The organism is Pseudomonas reactans (assembly GCF_013385825.1).
GTDB classification, from domain to species: Bacteria; Pseudomonadota; Gammaproteobacteria; order Pseudomonadales; family Pseudomonadaceae; genus Aquipseudomonas; species Aquipseudomonas reactans.
This window is the reverse complement of record NZ_JACAPG010000002.1, coordinates 546,915-569,952: the sequence shown is the minus strand read 5'-3', so window position 1 is coordinate 569,952 and position 23,038 is coordinate 546,915. Positions and strand designations below refer to the sequence as shown.

The 23,038-nt window shown below is 60.5% G+C and carries 21 protein-coding genes and 1 pseudogene; 5 read left to right on the top strand and 17 right to left on the bottom strand.

Going from position 1 to position 23,038, the window contains the following annotated elements:
- Positions 1–123: 123 nt before the first annotated feature.
- The 14 genes and pseudogenes from HX868_RS02670 to HX868_RS02610 form a co-directional block, all read right to left on the bottom strand.
- Entirely contained in the window at positions 124–750 is a 627-nt protein-coding gene (locus tag HX868_RS02670; protein ID WP_177001813.1) for a class I SAM-dependent methyltransferase, read from the bottom strand.
- Between the two features lie 336 nt (positions 751–1,086).
- Entirely contained in the window at positions 1,087–2,352 is a 1,266-nt protein-coding gene (locus HX868_RS02665) for a hypothetical protein (RefSeq protein ID WP_177001812.1), read from the bottom strand.
- A gap of 488 nt (positions 2,353–2,840) precedes the next feature.
- Positions 2,841–3,485 carry a methionine ABC transporter permease gene (locus HX868_RS02660; RefSeq protein WP_016974994.1) on the bottom strand — a complete coding sequence of 215 codons (645 nt, stop codon included), beginning with the start codon at positions 3,483–3,485 and terminating at the stop codon, positions 2,841–2,843.
- Positions 3,475–4,590 (bottom strand): methionine ABC transporter ATP-binding protein, encoded by a 1,116-nt coding sequence (locus HX868_RS02655; RefSeq protein WP_177001811.1) that lies wholly within the window; start codon positions 4,588–4,590, stop codon positions 3,475–3,477. The genes HX868_RS02660 and HX868_RS02655 overlap by 11 nt, the downstream gene beginning before the upstream one ends.
- Complete coding sequence (locus tag HX868_RS02650) at positions 4,587–5,402, bottom strand: MetQ/NlpA family ABC transporter substrate-binding protein (RefSeq protein WP_016974992.1); 816 nt, start codon at positions 5,400–5,402, stop codon at positions 4,587–4,589. Before HX868_RS02650 ends, HX868_RS02655 begins: the two co-directional genes overlap by 4 nt.
- 11 nt (positions 5,403–5,413) lie before the next feature.
- Positions 5,414–5,503 (bottom strand): annotated as a pseudogene (locus HX868_RS30630) (outer membrane lipoprotein carrier protein LolA); the annotation flags it as partial.
- Positions 5,504–5,520: 17 nt separating this feature from the next.
- Positions 5,521–6,873: an LLM class flavin-dependent oxidoreductase gene (locus HX868_RS02645; RefSeq protein WP_177001810.1), complete on the bottom strand. Its 1,353-nt coding sequence runs from the start codon at positions 6,871–6,873 to the stop codon at positions 5,521–5,523.
- Entirely contained in the window at positions 6,873–8,066 is a 1,194-nt protein-coding gene (locus HX868_RS02640) for an SfnB family sulfur acquisition oxidoreductase (protein ID WP_177001809.1), read from the bottom strand. Before HX868_RS02640 ends, HX868_RS02645 begins: the two co-directional genes overlap by 1 nt.
- 24 nt (positions 8,067–8,090) lie before the next feature.
- A complete protein-coding gene (locus HX868_RS02635) occupies positions 8,091–9,332 on the bottom strand; it encodes an SfnB family sulfur acquisition oxidoreductase (protein WP_095014262.1) in 1,242 nt (413 codons plus the stop codon).
- Positions 9,333–9,519: 187 nt separating this feature from the next.
- Positions 9,520–10,284, bottom strand: coding sequence for a hypothetical protein (locus HX868_RS02630; protein WP_177001808.1), 765 nt, complete (start codon positions 10,282–10,284; stop codon positions 9,520–9,522).
- Between the two features lie 372 nt (positions 10,285–10,656).
- Positions 10,657–11,403 (bottom strand): L-cystine ABC transporter ATP-binding protein TcyN, encoded by a 747-nt coding sequence (gene tcyN / locus HX868_RS02625; protein WP_016974987.1) that lies wholly within the window; start codon positions 11,401–11,403, stop codon positions 10,657–10,659.
- A gap of 3 nt (positions 11,404–11,406) precedes the next feature.
- Positions 11,407–12,072 carry a cystine ABC transporter permease gene (gene tcyL, locus HX868_RS02620; protein ID WP_010214112.1) on the bottom strand — a complete coding sequence of 222 codons (666 nt, stop codon included), beginning with the start codon at positions 12,070–12,072 and terminating at the stop codon, positions 11,407–11,409.
- Complete coding sequence (gene tcyJ / locus HX868_RS02615; protein WP_177001807.1) at positions 12,072–12,866, bottom strand: cystine ABC transporter substrate-binding protein; 795 nt, start codon at positions 12,864–12,866, stop codon at positions 12,072–12,074. The genes tcyL and tcyJ overlap by 1 nt, the downstream gene beginning before the upstream one ends.
- Before the next feature lie 274 nt (positions 12,867–13,140).
- A complete protein-coding gene (locus tag HX868_RS02610; RefSeq protein WP_177001806.1) occupies positions 13,141–14,133 on the bottom strand; it encodes a D-cysteine desulfhydrase in 993 nt (330 codons plus the stop codon).
- Between the two features lie 165 nt (positions 14,134–14,298).
- Here HX868_RS02610 and epsC point away from each other — a divergent pair, with 165 nt between their 5' ends.
- Both epsC and betT read left to right on the top strand, forming a co-directional pair.
- Positions 14,299–15,225, top strand: a complete 927-nt coding sequence (gene epsC / locus HX868_RS02605) for a serine O-acetyltransferase EpsC (protein WP_016974984.1) — start codon at positions 14,299–14,301, stop codon at positions 15,223–15,225.
- Between the two features lie 260 nt (positions 15,226–15,485).
- Positions 15,486–17,447: a choline transporter BetT gene (gene betT, locus HX868_RS02600; RefSeq protein ID WP_162834914.1), complete on the top strand. Its 1,962-nt coding sequence runs from the start codon at positions 15,486–15,488 to the stop codon at positions 17,445–17,447.
- 3 nt (positions 17,448–17,450) lie between these two features.
- Here the strand turns inward: betT and HX868_RS02595 are convergent, their stop codons facing one another.
- On the bottom strand, positions 17,451–17,699 hold the full coding sequence (locus HX868_RS02595; protein WP_177001805.1) for a hypothetical protein: 249 nt from the start codon (positions 17,697–17,699) through the stop codon (positions 17,451–17,453).
- Positions 17,700–17,701: 2 nt separating this feature from the next.
- Positions 17,702–18,433, bottom strand: a complete 732-nt coding sequence (locus HX868_RS02590) for an SDR family oxidoreductase (RefSeq protein WP_095014266.1) — start codon at positions 18,431–18,433, stop codon at positions 17,702–17,704.
- Positions 18,434–18,553: 120 nt separating this feature from the next.
- Between HX868_RS02590 and HX868_RS02585 the strand changes: the two genes are divergently transcribed.
- From HX868_RS02585 to mgrA, 3 genes are all read left to right on the top strand, one after another.
- Positions 18,554–19,444, top strand: coding sequence for a LysR substrate-binding domain-containing protein (locus tag HX868_RS02585; protein ID WP_177001804.1), 891 nt, complete (start codon positions 18,554–18,556; stop codon positions 19,442–19,444).
- Between the two features lie 161 nt (positions 19,445–19,605).
- Complete coding sequence (locus HX868_RS02580) at positions 19,606–20,934, top strand: OprD family outer membrane porin (protein ID WP_177001886.1); 1,329 nt, start codon at positions 19,606–19,608, stop codon at positions 20,932–20,934.
- A 108-nt stretch (positions 20,935–21,042) separates the two neighbouring features.
- Positions 21,043–22,080, top strand: coding sequence for an L-glyceraldehyde 3-phosphate reductase (gene mgrA / locus HX868_RS02575; protein WP_010214105.1), 1,038 nt, complete (start codon positions 21,043–21,045; stop codon positions 22,078–22,080).
- 112 nt (positions 22,081–22,192) lie between these two features.
- Here the strand turns inward: mgrA and tauD are convergent, their stop codons facing one another.
- On the bottom strand, positions 22,193–23,029 hold the full coding sequence (gene tauD, locus HX868_RS02570) for a taurine dioxygenase (protein WP_177001803.1): 837 nt from the start codon (positions 23,027–23,029) through the stop codon (positions 22,193–22,195).
- Positions 23,030–23,038: the final 9 nt, after the last annotated feature.

Below are 23,038 nucleotides of genomic sequence, written 5' to 3'. Positions count from 1 at the left end.
TGGTGATTGTGAAATCGCTATCGCCGCGGTGCGACGCATCGACAAGCCGGCTCCTACAGTTGCAATGCGGTCACCTGTAGGAGCCGGCTTGCCGGCGATGAGTCCGGTCCATACGCTGAATATCTAGCGTTTACGCCAGACGCTGGCCAACCAAGGCTGTTGATCCCTCGGCAATCCTGCCGGCCGGTAGTAATGTTCCAACTCCACAAAACCCGCTTCGGCCAACAACGCCTGCCACGCCTCCAGATCGTGATAAGACCCATACCGCGGCCCATTCCAACCTTCCTGATTCTCACCTCGAGGATTGGAGCTGAACAACACGCCCCCAGGCTTCAACGTCCCCTGCAACTGCTTGAGCACGCGCGGCAATTCCTGCTTGGGAACATGAAACAGCACCGCATTGGCAAACACCCCGTCGAAGCGCTCGACAGGCAGGTCCAGCTTCAGGAAGTCCTGCTGCAACACCTCGCAGCCACTGTCTTCCCGCGCCATCTGCGCAAACCGCTCCGAGCCATCCAGCCCCACGGCGATATGCCCCATACGCGTAAAGGTTTGCAGATCCCGCCCTGGGCCGCAGCCGAAATCCAGCACGGTAAACGGTGGCGCCCCCTGGATATGCCGCAACAAAGCGTCGATGTTCTGGCTCACATCGTGATCGCGGGTGCCTTCACGGAAGTTCTCGGCCACTTTGTTGTAGTGGCCGAGGGTGGTGGAGGTGATCTGGTCGAGGTCGTCGGGGGCGAGTTTCATAGGGAGACGTTTGGGCGGTTAAACGGTGACTATATCCCATGTTTTGCTGACGGGCCCGTGAGGGCGAGTCCATTTTGGTAAAGGACACCCCTCTCAGCGGACAACTGAAGGTACTGGAGAATGGGTAGGCGAAAAGAGTTAACGCTAGACAGTGAGATCCTGCCTTGGATGGGAAGCGGAGTCGCCGCTGAATCACCGATGTTGACGACAGCCAATACAAACGCTGCACACCAGCTGGATGTCTTGATGTTGAACATTTCATTCGCTTCCTATAGTTGGTTTTTTGTGGCCTGTGGGCCTTGTAGCCATGCGCGCAGACAACGTAGGCGTCGCTTTTCAGGGCAGTGGCGTTGCTACCGCATCCAGGTCTTGTACGCCGTTAACATTCACTCCTCCCGCGTACCCCCCGTTTTGGGAGAGCGCGGTCAGCTGATTTTCTTTGCCGCCCCCGATTGAGGCGAGGCAATTATTGATCGCGGGGTTACCGCTTGTAGCGGGTGTCCAGATACACCCAGTGCTGTATTGATTACTGTCAGTGCTATTGATCGCCACGGTGCCGTTGTCAGCGATGCTGAACGCTTGCGCCCAAACCGCCCCGGTGGGGGGGACAATCAGTTGAATGCCGAACACCCCGACACTGGGGAACCAAGTCAAATAGCTGGTTCTGCCCGTGGCGTCCTGACGGGCTGCGAGCACAACTCCCATGTTGTTGATTGCCATTCCTGCATTCTTGGAGTTCACGGCGAGGGTCAGTGTCAGCGGTGCGGAAGCGGGTGTATTCCAGACCGTCGTCCGTGTCAGGTTGATGTCGGCCTGGGGGTACTCGCAGTCACCCACGGATTGCGTCGCGTTGTTGATGCCGCGGACAGTACAGCGGTTGGCCCCGCTCGCAATAGGTAAAGACGTGACGGCAAAACCGGAGGCGTTGGCCTGGGCAATTTGAGGAGTGGTAATGCCATTGGCGCCTGGGCAGTTCAGCGCAATGCTGGGGTAGCCGTTGGCAAGGGTGTTGTTCACATCGGCAGGGAAGCACTTGTCGTTGTAGCCAAGCAGCCCAAGCAGCGATGAAAAAACCCGCACAGGCGTTCCGGTGCCCGCGGGCCACACGACAGTGGAGCGTTCTTCGTTGCTGCTGATACTCCACCCAATCATGTCTCCACGTTGATTGAACGCAGTGATGAGGGTTCGCACATCGGCGGCACGCAGTAATGTGCCTTGAAGCGCTGCGAGAGCAGTTGGTGCACTGCCGGGCGTCGCTGCCTTCCAGATCACCGCTGTGTCGACATTGTTGGCGTCGCTGCAGGTTCCGCCAATCCAACCACCATTGGAGACGGCGCTGACGAAACAGGGTTGGTGAGCAACCAGCGGCGCGAGTGGCACCTGCGAGTTCGGTGCGTTCACGTTAGCAACAAAAGGTACGTTGTTGGCGCTGGTACTGGCAGGAGAGCAATTGCCGACGGCGATACCGTTGTCGTTGACGCTAACGGTTTCGCACTGCTCGCCTGCCGTATGGCCTAGGTTGACGTACGTGGCGGCGTTGGCGTTCAACCCAAACACGCCCGTCAGCAGGAAGCCTATGAAGCTCTTCAGGAGCTTGTTCATCTTCAGCCCATCCTTGGAGAGAGTTGGGCTGATTAGAGGCGAAAATAAAACAGGCAACAACTGTCAAAGTTGACAGGTGCAGACAGGTGGTGAGCGTTCATCGTTTCTTTTGAGCCCGAATCAGCCTACTGGGCTAATCAGCGATACGCTGAGGTGTCGAAATGCTAAAGCTCTCTTGAAAACACTGTTTGTTTTAGAGTCGTATTCCAATTATCGAGGTCATTATAGCTCTGATGGTTACTACGCACATAAAGCATGGCATTTAAGAGTGAGCTACCGCCCATTGATACACCTCGCTTTTCGAAGTGAAGTGGAGTCGCTATGACGGCGGCAGTATTGGATGCGGCTATTACGAAAATCAGCGTTGTACACCTGCCGAGGTTCATGAGGTTGAACATTTCATTTGCTCCATGATCAGTTGTTTGGCTAATTAGACGTGCCTAAAAAACCACAAACAACTGTCAGAGTTAACAGGTACAAACCAGTACTCACCGTTTGTTCAGCACCCGAGCCAACCGATCACCCCCCAACTGAATCACCGCCACCAGAATCACCAGCAACACGATCACCGTGAGCATGATCTGCGTATCAAAGCGCTGATACCCATAGCGGTACGCAATGTCGCCCAACCCACCCGCGCCAATCGCCCCGGCCATGGCCGACGAGTTGATCATGGTGACTAGCGTGATGGTGAATCCGCCGACAATTCCCGGCAGCGCTTCCGGCAGCAACACATGCCAGATGATGTGCCAGCGGCGGCAGCCCATGGCCTGCGCAGCTTCGATGAGACCGTGGTCGACCTCACGCAAACTCACCTCGGCAATCCGCGCAAAGAACGGCGTGGCGGCAATGGTCAGCGGCACGACGGCGGCCCATACGCCATAGGTAGTGCCAACGATCAGTCGAGTGAACGGGATCAGCGCCACCATCAGGATCAGGAATGGAATCGAGCGGAACAGATTGACGAATGCCCCCAGCACGCGGTTAAGCGCCGGGGCTTGGTAGATGCCGCCTTTGTCGCTGGTGACCAGGAACACCGCCAGCGGGATCCCCACCAGCAGCGCGATCAGCGACGACACGCCGACCATCAACAAGGTGTCGATGGCGCCCTGTACTAAACGATCAAACCACATAACCCAGCACCTCCGCCTGTTGTGCCCAATTGCCGGCACGGTTGCGCAACTCGTCGGCATTGTGCGGCGAGCCACTCACCGCCAACAGCAGTTGCCCGAGGGCATGTCCCTGGATGCGTTCCACGCCGCCTTGCAGCAAGCGCACGCGCCCGCCGAGTGCACTGAATAGCGCGGCCAGGTCCGGTTCGTCGGTGTCGCTGCCGGTGAACTGCAAGCGCAGCACCACGGCGGCGTCGGCGGATGCCGGTGTGTCTTGCAAACGGCTCTGTAACTCGTCCGGCAACCCGTGTTGCAGTGGCGCCAACAGGGTTTTGCTCACGTCATGCTGTGGGTTGCCGAACACTTGCCACACCGGGCCTTGCTCAACGATGCGCCCGTGTTCCAGCACCACCACGCGGTCGCAGATTTCGCGGATTACTGCCATCTCATGGGTGATCAATACGATGGTCAAGCCCAGGCGCTTGTTGATCTCGCGCAGCAGGCCGAGGATCGACTGGGTGGTTTCCGGATCCAGGGCCGACGTGGCCTCGTCACACAGCAGAATCTGCGGGTCGTGCACCAGCGAACGGGCGATACCCACGCGTTGTTTTTGCCCGCCGGACAGTTGCGCCGGGTAAGACTTGTGTTTGTCCTGCAAGCCCACCAGCTCCAACAACTCGCGTACCTTTTGCTCGCGTTGCAGCTTCGGCACGCCCGCCACTTTCAACGGCAACTCGACGTTCTGCCACACCGTCTTGGCCGACATCAGGTTGAAATGCTGGAAGATCATGCCGATGCGCCGACGCAGTTCCACCAGACGGTCTTCATCGAAGTCGCCGATGTCGACCTGATCGATCAGCACGCGCCCGCTGCTGGGTTGCTCCAGGCGGTTGATGGTGCGGATCAGCGACGACTTGCCGGCACCGCTACGGCCGATGATGCCGAACACTTCACCGCGCTGGATCGCCAGGTCGATGCCTTGCAAGGCATGCACAGTGCCGTCGTAGGTCTTGCCCAGGTTGATAAAGCGCACATGGGCGCGGTTCAGGTCAGGGTGCAGTTCGGTCTGCTCGGCGTCCCTGGGCGGCAAGCCCAGGTCGCGCAGTTGGGCGTTGGCGGCGGTCATTTTTTATCTTCCCAGCCGACCTGGTAGAGCTTGCCCAGGGATTTGTCCAACGCGGCGCGCACGACCGGCGAATGTTGGTAGATGTCGACGAACTTGATCACTCGAGGGTCGGTTTTGCTTTTCGGCTGGATCACGAACTGAATCACGTATTCCGGGTGGTCGAGGCCATCGAACAGCAGCGCCGACTCGGCATCGAAGGTCTTGGACAGGCGGATGTATGCCGGGTAGCCCTGCACCAGGTCGGCGTCGTCGTAGGCGCGTACGAGTTGTACCGCTTCGACCTGCAGGATCTTGATCTTCTTCGGATTGGAAACGATGTCCTCCTCGGTGGCCTTGTAGCCCACGCCCGGCTTGAGGGTGATCAGCCCAGCCTTGGCCAGCAGTTGCAGGCCGCGACCGCTGTTGATCGGGTCGTTGGCAATCGCCACGCTGGCGCCTTGGGGCAGGTCGTTGATGCTCTTGTACTTCTTCGAATACAGGCCGACGTTGTTGATGATTCCCGGCGCGTACGGCACCAGGTCAAAACCGGCGGCGGCCTTGGCGTTTTCCAGGAACGGGATGTGCTGGAAGTAGTTCACGTCGATATCGCCGGCCGCGAGGCTGACGTTCGGCGCGATCCAGTCGGTGAATTCCACCAGCTCGACCTTCAAGCCTTGCTTGCCGGCTTCGGCCACGGCGGCTTCAAGAGGAATCGCAAAGGCCGCAGTGGTGCCGATTTTCAACGGCGCATCGGCGGCGAACACCGCCGAACTGAACAATCCGAAAGCCAGGGCCAGTGCTTTGACTGGGTGAGCGAGTAATGTCTTTTTCATAATGGGCTTCCAATTGTAGGAGCGAGCTTGCTCGCGAAAAACCTGAGGGCGCCTCGGGAAATCAGGCGCCCCGCGTTATCGTTAACGATCTTCGCGAGCAAGCTCGCTCCTACAGGGGTTAGTGGCGGTAGGTGGATCCGGTGTGTTGTTCGGGAAGGCGGGCGCTGCCTTGAAAGACTTTTTCCCGCAACGTTCCCTGTTCATATTCAGTCTTGTACGACCCGCGCTTTTGCAGCTCCGGCACCACCAGGTCGATGAAGTCCACATAGCTTTCCGGCGTGACGATGCGCGTCAGGTTGAAGCCGTCCAGGCCGGTTTCGCTGATCCAGGATTCCAGCTCGTCGGCGACCTGCTCAGGCGAGCCGACCAGGGTGATGTAGCGCCCGCCCAGGGCGTGCTGTTCCAGCAATTTGCGGCGGGTCCAATCGTTGTTCTGCAGGTTCTTGGTGGCCGACTGGATCGCGTTGCTCTTCACGTACTGGATCGGTTCGTCCAGCTCGTATTGGGCGAAATCAATCGCAGTAGACGCCGAGAAATGCGCCACGCCCGCCTCCGGACTGGCGTAGCTCAGGTACTCGGCGTGCTTCTCCCAGGCCAGCGCTTCGGTGGCGCCCACGATCACGTTGAGGCCCATGAACACCTTGATGTCATCCGGATTGCGCCCGGCTGCCACGGCGCTGGCGCGTACCTTGCTCACCTGCACCTTGGTCGCCGCCTTGTTCTGCCCGCTGATGAATACGCATTCGGCGTGCCGGCCGGCGAACAGCAATCCCCGATCCGAACTGCCGGCCTGGAACAGCACTGGTGTACGTTGCGGCGAGGGCTCGCACAGGTGATAACCCTCCACCTGGTAGAACTCGCCGTGGTGCTCGACCTTGTGCACCTTGCCCGGCTGCGCATATACCCGCGCCTGCGGATCGTTGAGCACCGCGCCGTCTTCCCAGCTGCCTTCCCAGAGCTTGTACAGCACCTCCAGGTACTCGTCGGCCTGGTCGTAGCGACGGTCGTGCTCGACCTGCTCGGTCAGGCCCATGGCCTTGGCGGCGCTGTCGAGGTAGCCGGTGACGATGTTCCAGCCGACCCGGCCACGGCTCAGGTGATCCAGCGTGGACATGCGCCGGGCGAACAGATACGGCGGCTCGTAGGTGAGGTTGGCGGTGAGGCCGAAGCCGAGGTTTTGGGTGACGGCCGCCATGGCCGAGACCAACAGCAACGGGTCATTCACCGGCAACTGGATCGACTCTTTGAGCGGTACGTCTATCGAGTTCTGATAAACGTCATACACACCGACGATATCGGCGATGAATAAACCATCGAACAGCCCGCGTTCCAGCGTCTTGGCCAGCTCGGTCCAGTACTCGATGGTCTTGTATTGGGTGGACGTATCCCGAGGGTGCGTCCACAGACCGTGGTTGATATGCCCGATGCAGTTCATGTTGAAGGCATTGAGCAGAATCTTTTTCTTGGCCATCAGATGGTCCCCCGCAGTGGCGGGTTTGCATCGTTGAGGTAGTAATTGCCGACCGCGTGGTACTTCCAGCGCACCGGGTCGTGCAGGGTGTGCACGCGGGCGTTGCGCCAGTGACGGTCCAGGCCATGCTCGGCCAGGGTCGCCTGGCTGCCGGCAAGTTCGAACAAGGTGCTGCCGGCGGCCAGGGATATTTCGGTACTCAAGGCGCGTACTTCAGCGACGGCGATCGAGGCGGCCGCAACCGTCTCGGCATTGCTGTCGGCCTGGGCGCGGTCGAGGAATTCAGCCGAGCGTTCCAGCAGCGCCTCGGCGGCGTGCAGGCGGATGCTCAGGTGCCCGAAGCTTTTCAGGGTCAGAGGGTCTTCGGTGGCTTTGTCGTTGCCGGAGTCGATCCATGGGCGGGTCTTGGTGCGCACAAAGTGCAACGCATCTTCAAAGGCCGCGCGGGCGATGCCGGTGTCGATGGCCGCGTGAAGGATCTGCGCCAGTGGGCCGACGGTTGTGGGGCGTTCAAAGGCGCTCTGGAACGGGATCACGTCTTGCGCCGCCACCCACACGTTGTCGAACACCACCGAACCGCTGCCGGTGGTGCGCTGGCCGAAGCCGCTCCAGTCGTCGATCACTGTCAGACCCTCGCTGTCACGCGGGACAAACGCCAGTTGCTGTACGCCGTGCTCATCCACCACGGAGGTGGGGATGCGTTGTGCGTAGATCGCGCCGGTGGAGTAGAACTTGCGGCCGCTGATACGGAAACCGTCACCGTCGCGGGTGATGGAGGTCACGCGGTCGTGGGCGGTTTTGGTGCCCAGTTCCGCCAGCGCGTTGCCGAAGCGTTGGCCGGCCAATACCTCGGCGTACAGGCGTTTTTGCTGCGCCGGGCTGCCGTTTACGCGCAGCACTTCCAGTGCGTAGAAATGGTTCTGCGGGATCTGGCCCAGGGAAGCATCGGCCTGGGCGATCAGCGCGATCACCTTGGCCAGGGTGACGTTGGACACGCCCGCGCCACCGTGCTCCTTGGGCACGCTGATACCCCACAGGCCGGAGCGCGAGAACACATCCAGCTCAGGCAGCGGCAGGCGGCGCTCGCGGTCGCGCTGGGCGCTGTCGCGGCGGAAGTCTTCGGCCAGGTCGCTGGCGACAATAAGGGCTTGTTCGTCGCTGGTGATAACCGCGACGTGAGTAGAGACAGTCATTGTGTTCTCCAGAGGTCTGGTCGGTTAAATCCAGGAGTGACGAGCCGGCAACGTGCCGTTCAGTCGATAGGCGCCGATGGCGTGATATTTCCAGCGCACCGGATCGTGCAGGGTGTGCACGCGGGCATTGCGCCAGTGGCGGTCGAGGTTGAATTCGGCGAGGGTCGCGCGGCTACCGGCCAGCTCGAAGAGTTTTTCGCTGACCAGCAGCGATACCTCGGTCGTCAGCACCTTGGCCTCGGCCACGGCAATCGACGCACGGGCCGCAGACTGCGCGGTGATCGGCGCGGCGCTGACCTGGTCCAGCACCTGGCCGGCCTTGCGCAGCAGGGCTTCGGCGGCGTGCAGTTCAATCTTCAGCTTGCCGATATCGGCGATCACATACAGGTCATCGCTGGCGCGTTCGACCTTGGCATCGATCCATGGGCGTGAGCGTTCACGTACGAAGGCGATGGTGTCATCCAGCGCGCCGCGTGCGATGCCGGCGTCGATGGCCGCCTGGATCAATTGGGAGACGGCGCCCTGGATATTCGGCGTCTCGCCGATGCGCCAGTTTTCCACGACCAACTCGGCATCGACCGGCACCTGGTCCAGCAACACGGTGCCGCTGGCGGTGGTGCGTTGGCCAAAGCCCGACCAGTCATCGACGATGCGCAGGCCGTCGGCACCCCGACGCACGAAGGCCATGACCTGCTTGCCGTCATCGTTGAGTGCCTTGACGGCAACCCAGTGGGCGAAGAGCGCGCCGGTGGAATAAAACTTTTGGCCGCTGATCACATAGCCGTCACCCTCAGCGGTGATACGCGCTTTGAGTTCCAGGGTGTTTTTGGTGCCGCGTTCCGGGCCGCCATTGCCGATGCGCCAGCCGTCGAGGACGCTCTGGAACAGCTGTTTTTTCTGGCGCTCGGTGGCGGCGCCCTGCAACAGGTGCAGGATGCCGAAATGGTTCTGCGGGATCTGCCCGAGGGCCGGGTCTGCCGCACTGATGATCGCGAACACGTCGGCCAGGGTCACGAAAGACACCTGTGGGCCGCCGTATTCACGGGGAATGGAAATACTGCCCAACCCACTGCGCGTGAACTGTTCGATCTGCGCCCATGGCAGCTTGCGCTGCTGGTCGCGCTTGGCGGCTTGCAGGCGCGCAGCCTGGGCGAGTTCATGGGCAGCCTTCAGCGCCTCTGCATCGTTGCGCAGCACGGCGGCTGGCAACAGCAGGGGGGCAATGTCCAGATCGCTCTGGGGGGGTGTTTGAGCCAAGTTAGACATCAGCGCCGCTCCTTGGCTGCACGTAATGCCCTGGCGTTGTGCACCGGGGTAATCCTGACCATACCGACCTCGCATTCAATGAAATAAAAACAGAAAAATCAGCGATGTCCGGTGGTCCGGTGCATATACCCTAAGCGTGTTAAATATTTAAATAAACTAACTTTTGGGAATATGCATAGAAGGTCTATTACCCAGGCTCGCAGGGCGATCCCAGTGGGCGCGGTTGATAAATCAGCGCCGGCCCGGCCTGGCGGGGCGGCGCCTCGGCGGCAATGCGTAATGTACGGGCGGGCGCCCAGCGTGAGTTGTTGCCGACGCGATCCAGAATGCAGTACGTCACCTCCAACCGACAGTCGTCGCCAGCTTCGGTGATGATCGAGGAGGGCACCCATACCTGCACCGCCAGGCCGACCTCAAGGGCCTGGATCTTCGGCAGGTCCAGGCGCACATCGCCCCAGCGCAGGGTGATCGCATCGCCAGTGTCCATATTCAGGTATGGCGTGATGGTCAGCGGGATACCGCGCCGCACCTGGCTGGCGTTGACACCGAAGCGGCGGATGGTGTCGGGCAAACCCACGGGGGCGAGGTTCTGGTTTTCGTCGCGGTACAGGGGTGAGGGCTGGCCGCCCGGGCAACAGGTCTTCACACGTACCCGGCTGACGGCAGAGCGGGCCGCGCAGTGGCCGACTTGCATCACCTGGTAATGCACCCGGGCCGGGCCATCCAGCACGAAACTTTCCGGCACCCGTAGGTGAGTGAACGCGCCGACCTTGCAGGCGGTTATCCGGCGCGAAGCGGCAAAACAGTTATTCCAGAACAGCTCGATCAAGTCGCCTTCATCCATGCCGGGATACGGTGCAATGTCGACCTGCAGATGGGTGGCGGCCAGGGCATTGATGCCATTGCCGATGGCCTGGGGCAGTGTCGGGGCGGTGAGCAGGGGGTGCGTCATAAATAGTCTCCTTGATGCAGCCAGCAGCAATCGCTCCGGACCCTTGGCGCAGGCAAGCGCGGTGGGCCGAACAGAACGATTCAGTGAATAGCCGGGATAGGATCCAATCCTCTGGACGCTAGATAAGAGGGTTGGGCACGGAGCGTCAATGGCGGCAAAGGGCTAAACGGCGGGTTTGGAGATATTCAGAAGGGTCTGACTGGCGCGGGGATATTCGGGCGGATGCGGCGGGTGTGTTTTACCTGTTGGAACAGCGATTCCCGTGTAGGAGCTGGCTTGCCAGCGAAGAACGTCAATGATAACGCGGTCATCAGATTTACCGTGTTGTCTGGTCGTTTTTCGCTGGCAAGCCAGCTCCTACAGCGGGGGGTGTCAGTGGGCGAGAAACTTGCTCAGGAACTGTTTGGTACGCTCTTCCTTGGGGTTGGCGAACAGTGCCTTGGCTTCGCCTTGCTCCACGATCACGCCCTTGTCGAAGAAGATCACCCGATTGGCTACGTCGCGGGCAAAGCTCATCTCGTGGGTGACGATCACCATGGTGCGGTTTTCTTCGGCGAGGCTGCGGATGGTTGCCAGCACTTCACCCACCAGTTCCGGGTCGAGGGCCGAGGTGGGTTCGTCGAACAGAATCACCTCCGGCTCCATGGCCAACGCACGGGCAATCGCCACGCGCTGTTGCTGGCCGCCCGACAGACGCCGTGGGTACGCGTCTTCCTTACCCGCCAGGCCTACCCTGGCCAGCAGCTTGCGACCCAGGGCGTCAGCGGCTTCCCGTGGCATCTTCTTGACCACGGTGGGCCCTTCGATGACATTTTCCAGCGCAGTGCGGTGGGGGAACAGGTTGAAGCTCTGGAACACAAAGCCCACGTGCTGGCGCAGGCGCCGCACCAGGCTGGCCTGCTGGTTGATCGGCTTGCTGCTGTCGATCTCGATGTCGCCCACCTTGATGCGACCGCTGGTGGGTTGTTCGAGGAAATTCAGGCAGCGCAGGAAGGTGGTCTTGCCGGAACCGCTGGGGCCGATGATGGCGATGACTTCGCCTTCCTTAACCTCCAGGTCGATGCCGTTGAGCACCACCTGACCCTTGAATTGTTTGGTCAGTTTTTCAACCACGATCATGCTTCAGGACTCCAGGTCATGCCGGTTGACCCGGTCTTCCAGGCGATTCTGCAAATGCGCCAGGATGCTCGCCAAAATCCAGTAGATCAGGGCAGCGGAGAGATACATGGTGAAGATTTCGAAGGTCCGCGCCGACACCAGTTGCGCCTGGCGAAACAGCTCGGGCACCTGAATAGTGGCGGCCAGCGCCGTGTCCTTGACCAGTGAAATGAAGCTGTTGCCCAGCGGCGGCAAGGCCGTGCGCATAGCCTGCGGCAGGATGGCCCGGCGCAGGGTCTGCGCACGGGTCATGCCGATACTGGCCGCAGCTTCCCATTGGCCACGCTCGATGGAACCGATGGCGGCTCGCAGGATTTCACAGGCATAGGCGGCCATGTTCAGCGAAAAGCCGATCATGGCCGCTGGGATCGGATCCAGCTCGATGCCCACTTGCGGCAAGCCGTAGTAGATCAAAAACAGCTGTACCAGCAAGGGCGTGCCGCGAAAGAACGACACGTAGACTCGGGCAAGCCAGCTCACCAGCTTGAAGCGCGACAGGCGCATCAAGGCCAGGCCGAAGCCCAGCAGCAAGCCGAAAAACATCCCGCCGAGGCTGAGGATCACCGTGTAATACGCGCCCTTGAGCAGAAAGGGCGCGGAGTCCAGCGCGAGTTGGAAACCTGCTTCCATTATTGAGTGACGTCAGCGTTGAAGTACTTCTCGGACAGCTTCTTCAAGGTGCCGTCGGCGCGCAGTTTGTCGAGGGCCTTGTTCACCGCGTCGAGCAGTTCTGGCTCGCCTTTACGCAGGGCAATACCGGCTTCCTGACGGGAGAAGGCGTCGCCGGCTGCGGCGGTGTCAGGGGCTTTCTTGGCGTATTCCAGGGCGGCCAGACGGTCAATCAGGATGGCGTCGATACGGCCGATACGCAGGTCCTGGAACTTGGTCGGGTCGTCGTTGTAAGTCTTGATGATGGCTTTAGGTTGGTTGTCCTTGAGCCATTGTTCGTAGTTGGTGCCCAGGCCCACACCGACTTTCTTGCCGGCCAGGTCATCGGCGGTCTTGATCGCGTCAACGTTCTTCTTCAGGACCAGTGCCTGGATACCGGACACGGTGTAAGGCTTGGAGAAGTCGTACTTTTTCTTGCGCTCTTCAGAGATGGTCACTTGGTTGACCACCGCGTCCAGGCGTTTGGATTCCAGCGCAGCGAGGATGCCATCCCATGGAGTGGCCTGCAGCTTGACCTTCACGCCCAGCTCTTTGGCCAGGGCTTCGGACAGCTCCACTTCGAAACCGCTGAGCTTGCCGCTTTCGTCGACAAAGCTGAACGGTGGGTAGGTGCCTTCCAGGCCGATCTTGATCTCGCCTGCTTTCTTGATGTTGTCCAGCTGTTCACCCGCGACTGCTTGGCCGATCAGGCCAGCCCCGAGTGCCAGGCCCAAAGTGCCCACCAGCAATGTGCGACGGAATACAGAAATAGTCATGAAGAGCCCCTGTGTTTTTTATGTTGAGCGAAGCAGGTGACGCAGTAGTCGTATCCTGCCTTAAAGCGCGTAGCGCGTCTTCGCCTACGGCGCGATGATAGATCGGGTTTTTAAGACTTGAAAATAATATAAAATTAATATGTTATTCTTTTTTAGAATATCAGGCGATCAACTGTAGGAGCCGGCTTGCCGGCGATGAGGCCATTAGCCCTGCGGTGATTTAGAGACCGCCATCGCCGGCAAGCCGGCTCCTACAGGGGGTGTATTGGATCTGTCAGAACGCCGAGTTGTAAGCGAACAACGCTGGCGCCCCACCGGTATGCAGGAAAATGATCGGCCCGCCCTCAATCCGCTGACGCCCGATGCCATCCAGCAAGCCGGCCATGGCCTTGCCAGTGTAGACCGGGTCCAGCAGCAGGCCTTCCTGGCTCGCCAACAGCTTGACCGCCGCCAGGGTGCCGGCGTTCGGTTCGCCATAGCGCGGGCCGAAGTATTCGTCCCACAGGATCACCTTGAAGGCTTCGGGAATATCCACACCCAGCAACTCGGCGGTGCGTTCGGCCAGGCCCTCTACTTTCGGGCGCTGGGCTTCTTCAGTACGTGAGACGGTGACGCCAATCACGGGCAGGTTTGGCAATACTTCGCTCAAGGCCAAGGCCAAGCCACTGTGCGTTCCCGCACTGCCGGAGGCCAAGACCACGGCGGCGAACTCGATGCCACTGTCTTCGATCTGCCCGGCCAGCTCCAGCCCGGCGCGTACATAACCCAATGCACCGAGGGCATTGGAGCCGCCAATAGGCACCAGATACGGTTTTTTGCCGTTGCTGCGCAGGCGGTCGGCGAGGGCGTTGAGCTGGTCGTCGACGTTGTCGAGGTTCTCCACCAACTCCACCTTGGCGTCGAACAACTCCAGCAGCAGGCGGTTGCCGTTGCCCAGGTAATTGGGGTCTTCGGTGCCGGTGGGGTTTTCCAGCAGGGCGACGCAGCCCAGGCCGAGCTTGGCGGCCAGCGCGGCGGTCTGGCGCACGTGGTTGGACTGGATCGCGCCGGCTGTCACCAGGGTGTCGGCGCCTTGGGCGATGGCATCTGCGGCGAGGTATTCAAGTTTGCGCAGCTTGTTGCCGCCCATGGCCAGCGGCGTGGTGTCGTCGCGCTTGACGTAGATGTCCCTGCCCAACCAGGCCGACAGCCGCTCGAGTTTTTCCAGGGCAGTGGCGCCGCCCAGCAGTTCCAGGCGGTTAAAACGGTCGAGCTGTTGTTTGATCATGGCTACGCACGGTTGATGAGTATGGGGCGACTATAGGCAGGCACTTTTCATCGGGCAACCGTCAATCGCTTATTCCGGACGGTTCTTAGTATCACACCATTGGTTCTTAAGGGCGGCGAGTGTGCATACCGTAAAGTGATGGCCATTTCGTCAGGAGTGAATACCGTGAGTGAGCGTTCCAGTCATTGGCAATTACAGACCATCGTCAGCCAACTGCGCAGCGCCCGGGATCAGTGGCGAACGCGCAATGGGCGCTTGAGTGGCGAGCATGGCGGCCGCGAATTGCCGTCCCGCGAGGCGGTGGCGCAGATTCTGGAGTCGTTGTGCGGTGCACTGTTTCCCATGCGCCTTGGGCCAGTGGATCTGCGTGAAGAGAGTGAAGATTTTTACGTCGGGCATACCCTCGATGTTGCCTTGAATGCCTTGCTCGGCCAGGCCCGTCTGGAGCTGCGCTACGCTGCACGCCAAGGCGCTAAAGATGACAGCGAAGTCGACGCGCTCGCCATCCGCCTGATCCAGGATTTCGCCCTGGCCCTGCCGTCCCTGCGCAGCCTGTTGGACACCGACGTGCTGGCCGCCTATCACGGCGACCCGGCCGCGCGCAGCGTGGATGAAGTGCTGTTGTGCTACCCCGGCATCCTGGCGGTGATCCATCATCGGCTGGCCCACCACCTGTATCGCGCCGGCCTGCCGCTGTTGGCGCGGATCAGCGCAGAGATCGCCCACTCGGCCACCGGTATCGATATCCACCCCGGCGCACAGATCGGCCCAAGCTTCTTTATCGATCACGGGACCGGTGTGGTGATCGGCGAAACCGCGATCATCGGTGAGCGCGTGCGCATCTACCAAGCCGTAACGTTGGGCGCCAAACGCTTCCCGGCGGACGAAGACGGGCAGTTGCAGAAAGGCCACCCTCGTCACCCGATCGTCGAGGATGACGTGGTGATCTACGCCGGGGCGACGATCCTGGGGCGCATCACCATCGGCCAGGGCTCGACCATTGGCGGTAACGTGTGGCTGACCCGCAGCGTGCCGGCGGGGGCGAATATCACCCAGGCCAATCTGCAGCATGATGATGGCACGCAAAAGTGATGGCACTTCCTGTGAGCGCTGAGGACTAAGCTTGCCTTGGGCTGGTGTAGGAAATGTTTACCACTCAGCCCTGCGATTAGTCCCAGACCGCCTATCCATGTTTAACTTGAATGCTCGTTCAAGTTAAACCCGGTGGTTCGCTGCCCGCTCACAACAGGAGGCTTACCTTTGCTGAGTCCGTTATTTACAGCCACATCCCATACCCTCGGGGTGCATCGTTCATGAGTGCATCGTCCACCCCTACCAGCGGCCAGGTGCGCATGAATGCGCCGGTCTTCTACTTCGCCGCGACGTTTATCCTGCTGTTCGGCATCACTGTCATCGCTATCCCGCAACAGGCGGGTGCCTGGCTGCTGGCCGCGCAAAACTGGGCGGCCAACACGGTCGGCTGGTACTACATGCTGGCGATGACCCTGTATCTGGTCTTCGTGGTGGTCACCGCGTTATCGGGCTACGGCAAGATAAAACTCGGTGCCGACCACGACGAGCCCGAATTCAGTTACCTGTCCTGGGCCGGCATGCTGTTCGCGGCCGGGATCAGCATCACGCTGTTTTTCTTCTGCGTTTCCGAACCGCTCACGCACCTGGTGCAACCGCCCCAGGGCGCGCCAATGAACGCCGATGCCGCACGCCAGGCCATGCAGATCCTGTTTCTGCACTGGGGCCTGCACGGTTGGGGCGTGTTCGCCTTTGTCGGCATGGCCCTGGCGTATTTCGCCTACCGGCATAACTTGCCGCTGGCGCTGCGTTCGGCGCTGTACCCGTTGATCGGCAAGCGCATCAACGGCCCCATCGGTTACGCGGTGGATGGCTTTGGCATCATTGCCACGGTGTTCGGCCTCGGTGCCGACATGGGCTTTGGCGTGCTGCACCTCAACTCCGGTCTCGACTACCTGTTCGGCATCGCCCATACCCAGTGGATCCAGGTGGGTCTGATCACGCTGATGATGGGCGCCGCGATTATCGTCGCCGTGGCCGGTGTCGATAAAGGCGTGCGCGTAATGTCCGATATCAACATGCTGCTGGCCTGTGCGCTGCTGCTGTTCGTGTTGTTCGCCGGGCCCACCCAGCACTTGCTCAATACCCTGATCCAGAACATTGGTGACTACCTGGGCGCCTTGCCGACCAAGAGTTTCGACGTGTACGCCTACGACAAACCCAGCGACTGGCTGGGTGGTTGGACGGTGTTCTACTGGGCCTGGTGGATTGCATGGTCGCCGTTCGTGGGCCTGTTTATCGCACGTATTTCCCGTGGCCGTACCATCCGTGAGTTCGTGTTTGGCGTGCTGCTGATCCCGTTGGGTTTCACCCTGGCGTGGATGTCGATCTTCGGCAACAGCGCCATCGACCAGGTGCTCAACCACGGTATGGCGGCACTCGGTCAGTCGGCCATTGATAACCCGTCGATGAGCCTCTACCTGCTGCTGGAAACCTACCCGTGGAGCAAGACGGTTATCGCGGTCACGGTGTTTATCAGCTTCGTGTTCTTCGTGACCTCGGCCGACTCCGGCACCGTGGTGCTGTCCACCCTGTCGTCCAAAGGCGGCAACGCCGATGAAGATGGGCCGAAATGGCTGCGGGTGTTCTGGGGGGCGATGACGGCGCTGGTCACCAGTGCCTTGCTGTTTGCCGGCAGCATCGACTCGCTCAAGTCGGCGGTGGTGCTGACCTCGTTGCCGTTCTCCATGATCCTGCTGCTGATGATGTGGGGGCTGCACAAGGCGTTCTATCTGGAGTCGCAAAAGCAGATCGCCCAGCTGCATTCATTGGCACCGATTTCGACGGCTCGCAAAGGGCGCGGCGGCTGGCGCCAGCGTTTGAGCCAGGCCGTGCACTTCCCGTCGCGAGACGAGGTGTACCGTTTCCTTGACTCGACGGTGCGCCCGGCGATTGAAGAGGTGACGGCGGTGTTTGTCGAGAAGGGTTTGAACGTCGTGACGCAACCTGACCCCGCCAACGACAGCGTCAGCCTGGAAATCGGCCATGGCGAGGAGCGTCCGTTCATCTACCAGGTGCAGATGCGCGGCTACTTCACGCCGTCATTTGCCCGCGGCGGAATGGGCTCCAAGGAGCTCAACAACCGTCGCTACTACCGGGCGGAAGTGCACCTGGCCGAGGGTAGCCAGGACTATGACTTGGTGGGCTACACCAAGGAACAGATCATCAACGACATCCTCGACCAGTACGAGCGCCACCTGCAGTTCCTGCACCTGGTGCGCTGAGGCTCAGGCCCTGAGGTACAGGGCCAGTGCCACCAGGGGCACGCCGAATACGCCACTGCCGATCACCAGCTCCGACACCAGGGGCTGGCCGGCAGTGACGACCCCTACAGCGCCATTGACCGCCGCCACCCCCAACCAGGTCGCCGCAAAGCTGTAGGCCAGAATGTGCCGGCTCACGCCGAGCTTCTGCCCGATCAACAGCATCAGTACCAGCAGGATCAAGCCCGCGGTGATCACCAGGGTGGTGTGCATGTTCAGACCAGCCCGCCATTGGCGCGCAGGATTTGCCCATTGATCCAAGCACCGGCCGGGCTCACCAGAAACGCCACCACGCGGGCGATATCTTCCGGTTGGCCAAGGCGTTCCAGCGGCGGCATCTTGGCCATGCCCTGGATCTGCTCTTCGCTCTTGCCGTGCAGGAACAACTCGGTGGCGACCGGGCCTGGCGCCACGGCGTTGACGGTAATCCGGCGCCCGCGCATCTCTTTGGCGAACACTTGGGTCAGGGACTCCACCGCCGCCTTGCTGGCGATGTACACCGCATAGCCGGGGAAGTTGAGGCCGACGGTGCTGCTGGAGAAGTTGACGATGCGTCCGCCGTCGTTCAGGCGGGTGGCGGCCTCACGCAGGGCGTTGAAGGTGCCACGGGTGTGGATATCGAAGTTCTGGTCGTAGAGTTCATCGCTGTGCTGGGCCAGGGGGAGCGTCTTGAGGATGCCGGCGTTGTTGATCAGCACATCCACCTTGCCCAATTGCGCCTCGGTTTCGTCGAACAGGCGCTTGATGTCGGCGGGTTTGGCGACGTCGCCTTGGATCGCTATGGCTTGATGGCCAGCCTGGCGCAGTTCCACCACCAGCTTCGACGCCTCGGTGGCGCTGCTGGCGTAGTTGATGGCCACGGCGTAACCGTCGGCAGCGAGTTGCTTGGCGATGACGGCGCCAATGCCACGGGAAGCGCCGGTGATGATTGCTACTTGAGTCGTCATGATCTGGGTTCCTTGAACGGGGTGTGGAAGCAGATTCACATGTTTACCCAGGCCGATAAATGCGCCAGAGTTGCCTTGACTGTTCAATAATCGCCAACAATTGATGTGTAGGAGCGCAGCGTGGATCAAGTCAAAGCCATGAAGGTTTTCGTGCGGATTTACGAGCGTTCCAGCTTCACCCTGGCGGCTGATGACCTGAATCTGCCCCGTGCGACCCTGACCCACACCCTCAATCAATTCGAAGCTTGGCTCGGCACGCGCTTATTGGAGCGCAGCACCCGGCGTGTACGCCCGACCCTCGATGGCGAGGCGTACTACCAACGCTGCGTGCAGCTACTCGCGGAGCTTGAGGAAGCCGAGTTGGCGTTCCGCAGTGTTGCGCCCAAGGGGCGTTTGCGCGTGGACCTGCACGGCACGCTGGCCAAGTATTTCGTGGTGCCGGCGCTCCCGCAATTCATGGCGCGATACCCGGATATCGAGCTGTCCATCAGTGAGGCGGATCGCTTTGTCGACCTGATCGCCGAGGGCGTCGATTGCGTGCTGCGTGCGGGCACCCTGGGGGATTCCGCGTTGATTGGTCGGCGCGTCGCCAACCTGCGCCAAGTGACCTGCGCGAGCCCCGCTTATCTGCGCAAATATGGAGAACCCAAAAGCGTAGCCGAGCTGAGTGAGCACCGCGCGGTGAACTACGTGTCGCGCACCACGGCCAAGCTGTTTCCGTTCGAGTTCATGGTCGATGGCGAGTTGCAGGAAGTGAGTATCGAAGGTGCGCTGTCGGTGTTCGGCGCGGAGATTTACTCCGCCAGTGCGGTGGCCGGGTTGGGGATTATCCAGTGCCCGCATTACCGCATGGCCGAGCTGATCGAGCAGGGCGTGATGCGCGAAATTCTCCAGGAAACACCGCCACCTTTGATGCCGGTGTCGGTGCTTTATCCACAGAACCGACACATGTCACCGAGGGTGCGTGTGTTCGTCGACTGGCTCGCGGAAATCTTCGAAAACGCCCGCTAAGCCGCGTAGTTAAAGGGTTTCATGAATTTAATTTCATCCGTCTGCATCGGGTTTTGACGCGGAACTGTCATCTGGCCACTGCGTAATTGTGTGAAGCGTTTGACGCTTTCATTTCAGAACAGTGACGGAGACCGGTAACAATGAAGACGTTGATAAGCCCTATGGTGGGTGCCGCCATGGCGAGCTTTATGCTGTCCGCCCACGCCGATTTTATCGATGACAGCCACGCCGATGTGACCCTGCTCAACCGCTACCTCAACCAGCAGGGGCGTGATGTGGTGAACAGCAATGCCAAGGCCCACAGCATTCGCGATTGGGGCCAGGGATTCGAGTTCAACTTCAAGTCCGGCTACACCGAAGGTCCAGTGGGTTTTGGCCTGGACTTGCAGGCGTTCTACGGGTTGAAGCTGGACTCCGGCGGCGACCTCAATGACAAGGATCACCAGAGCCGCTACCCCGGCAGCATGTTCCCATTGGATAACGGCAAATCCGCCGACCAGTTCGGCGTGTTGAGCCCGACGTTCAAGATGCGTTTCGCCAAGGATGAACTGCGTGTCGGCACGCTCTACGGCAACAACCCGATACTCGCCAACACCGATGGGCGCCTGTACCAGCAGACCAACACCGGTGTGCAACTGGTGTCCAAGGACCTCAGCGACTTCACCTTCACCGGCGGCGATATCTTCAAGACCAAGATCCGCAACGAAACCGGCGACCAGGGCATGATCACCGCCGGCGGCACCAAAGAGAGCGATCGCTTCCTGTTCGGCGGTGCGGATTACACCGGCATCCAGAACACCACGGTCAGCCTGTGGTATTCCAACCTTGAGGATTACTACCAGCAGTTCTTCCTCGGTGCCAAGCGCCATGACGCGTTATCCGTGGGTGCCATCGACACCGACCTGCGTGTGTTCCGCAGCCTGGGCGTGGGCGGTAACGCCGACGGTGACAAGGATTACGCCGCGAGTGGTCTGTACGGCGACGGCGTGAACAAAGGCCGCATCAACCAGACCACCGCCAGCTTGCTTGAGAGCTACAGCCTCGACGGCCATACCGTCGGCCTGGGTATCCAGAAAAACAGCGGCGACAGCGACTTCCCGTACCTGGATTCCGGCCTGAACAGCGGCGACAACCTCCAGGGCCCAGGCTCAGGCGCCGACACCCCGGCGCTGACGAACATGCAGTTGAATAAATTTCAACACGCCGGTGAGCGCACTTGGCTTGCGCAGTACAAGTATGACTTCGGTAAGCTTGGCCTCACGGGCCTGACGTTCTCCGCCGCCTATGCCCACGGCGATGACATCCGCACGGCGCAAGGCACCACCAGCGAATGGGAACGTAACGTCGCCGTGGCGTATCAAGTGCCCACCGGCACTCTCAAGGGCCTGGGTGTGACTTGGAAAAACGCCCACGCCAGCCCCGACATCAGCGGTGCCACCGTGCAAGATGAAAACCGCTTCTATGTGAGTTATGTCGTTCCACTCTGGTAGGCAATTGCTGTAGAACGGAACGGCAGACTTAAGCGATTCAGCTGGTTAAAAGGCCTGGGAATAAGCTTATTCCCAGGCCTTATTTGCCGACGTCCAAGAGAGGATTCGATGACTTACATTGCTGCCGAAAACCGCTATGAATCTATTCCGTACCGCCGCGTAGGCCGCAGTGGATTGGTGCTGCCTGCACTGTCCCTGGGCCTGTGGCACAACTTTGGCGACAGCACCCCGATCGACACCCAGCGCGCCCTGCTGCGCACCGCGTTCGACCTGGGCATCAACCACTTCGACCTGGCCAACAATTACGGCCCGCCCTACGGCAGCGCCGAGATCAACTTCGGCCGTTTACTGCGCGAAGACTTCAAGCACTACCGCGATGAATTGATCATCTCCAGCAAAGCCGGCTGGGACATGTGGCCCGGCCCTTACGGCCAGGGCGGCGGCTCACGCAAATACGTGCTGGCCAGCCTCGACCAGAGCCTGCAACGCCTGGGCGTCGACTACGTGGACATCTTCTACTCCCACCGTTTTGACGCCGACACTCCCCTGGAAGAAACCGCCAGCGCCCTCGCCACTGCCGTGCAACAAGGCAAGGCGTTGTACATCGGGATCTCGTCCTACTCGGGCGTGAAAACCCGCGAAATCGCCGCGCTGCTCAAAGAGTGGAAAGTACCGCTGCTGATTCACCAACCGGCCTACAACCTGCTCAACCGGTGGGTGGAAAAAGACCTGCTGGACACCACCGAAGAACTCGGCGCCGGGGTGATCGCGTTCACGCCACTGGCTCAGGGCCTGCTGACTGACAAGTACCTCAACGGCGTACCGGCGGATGCGCGAGTGAATCGTCCGGGCGGTGGTTCGTTGCAGGCCAAGCACTTGTCCGAAGCCAACATCGCCCACGTGCGTGCACTGAATGAAATCGCCCAGCGCCGTGGCCAGAGCCTGGCGCAACTGGCATTGGCCTGGACATTGCGAGATCCACGGGTGACCAGCGCGCTGATCGGTGCGAGCCGGCCGGAGCAGATTATCGAGAACGTTGGTGCGTTGAAGAACTTGAGCTTCAGTGCGGAAGAACTGGCGGAGATTGATCGATTTGCCCAGGAGGGTGGGATTAACTTGTGGGAAAAGCCATCCACTGCTGAATAATCTGACCGATCCAACCTGTAGGAGCCGGCTTGCCGGCGATGGCGGCCTCAACATCAGCGCAAGGCTAATGGCCTCATCGCCGGCAAGCCGGCTCCTACAGTAGTTGGTGAGGTTAGAAGGGGACGTCACCCAAAATCGTCGCCCGGTGCATCACCCGCCGCTGCGGCCGGTAATCATCCACCGCGTAATGTTGTGTCACGCGGTTATCCCAGAACGCCACGTCATTCTCTTGCCAGCGCCAGCGGATGGTGAACTCCGGGCGTGTCGCATGGGCGAACAACAGCTTCAGAATCGCCTCACTCTCCGCCGGCTCCAGTTCGTTGATCCTGGTGGTAAACCCATCACTGACAAACAGCGACTTACGCCCACTCACCGGGTGCGTGCGCACCACCGGATGCGACAACGGCGGGTTCTTCTTGCGGGTCTCTTCCCAGCGCGCCAGGTCTTCAGCGGTGTTGCCAAAGCGCTCCAGCGGGAAGGACTTGGTGAAGTCATGGGTTGCCGTCAACCCATCGAGCAAGCGCTTCAACGGCTCGGACAACGCCTCATACGCCGCAATCCCGCTGGCCCACAGCGTGTCGCCGCCAAAGGCCGGCAACAGCTTGGCGCTGAGTACCGCGCCCAACGCCGGGGTGGGGAGGAAAGTCACGTCGGTGTGCCACACGGCGTTGTCGCGCACGTCGGTGACGGCGGTGTCGAGGATCAGCACTTCGGGCTGTTTCGGCACGTTGGGGTAGATCGGGTGGATATGCAGGTCACCAAAATTCGCCGCGAACCGTGCTTGCTGTTGCGGGTTGATCGGTTGATCACGGAAGAACAGCACCGAGTGGGTGAGCAACGCCTGTTCAATGGCATCACGCTCTTCAATGTTCAACGGCTGGGTAATATCGACGCCACTGATCAGGGCGCCCAAAGCGGTGCTGATGGGGGTAACGGTCAGGCTGCTCATGCGGTTCTC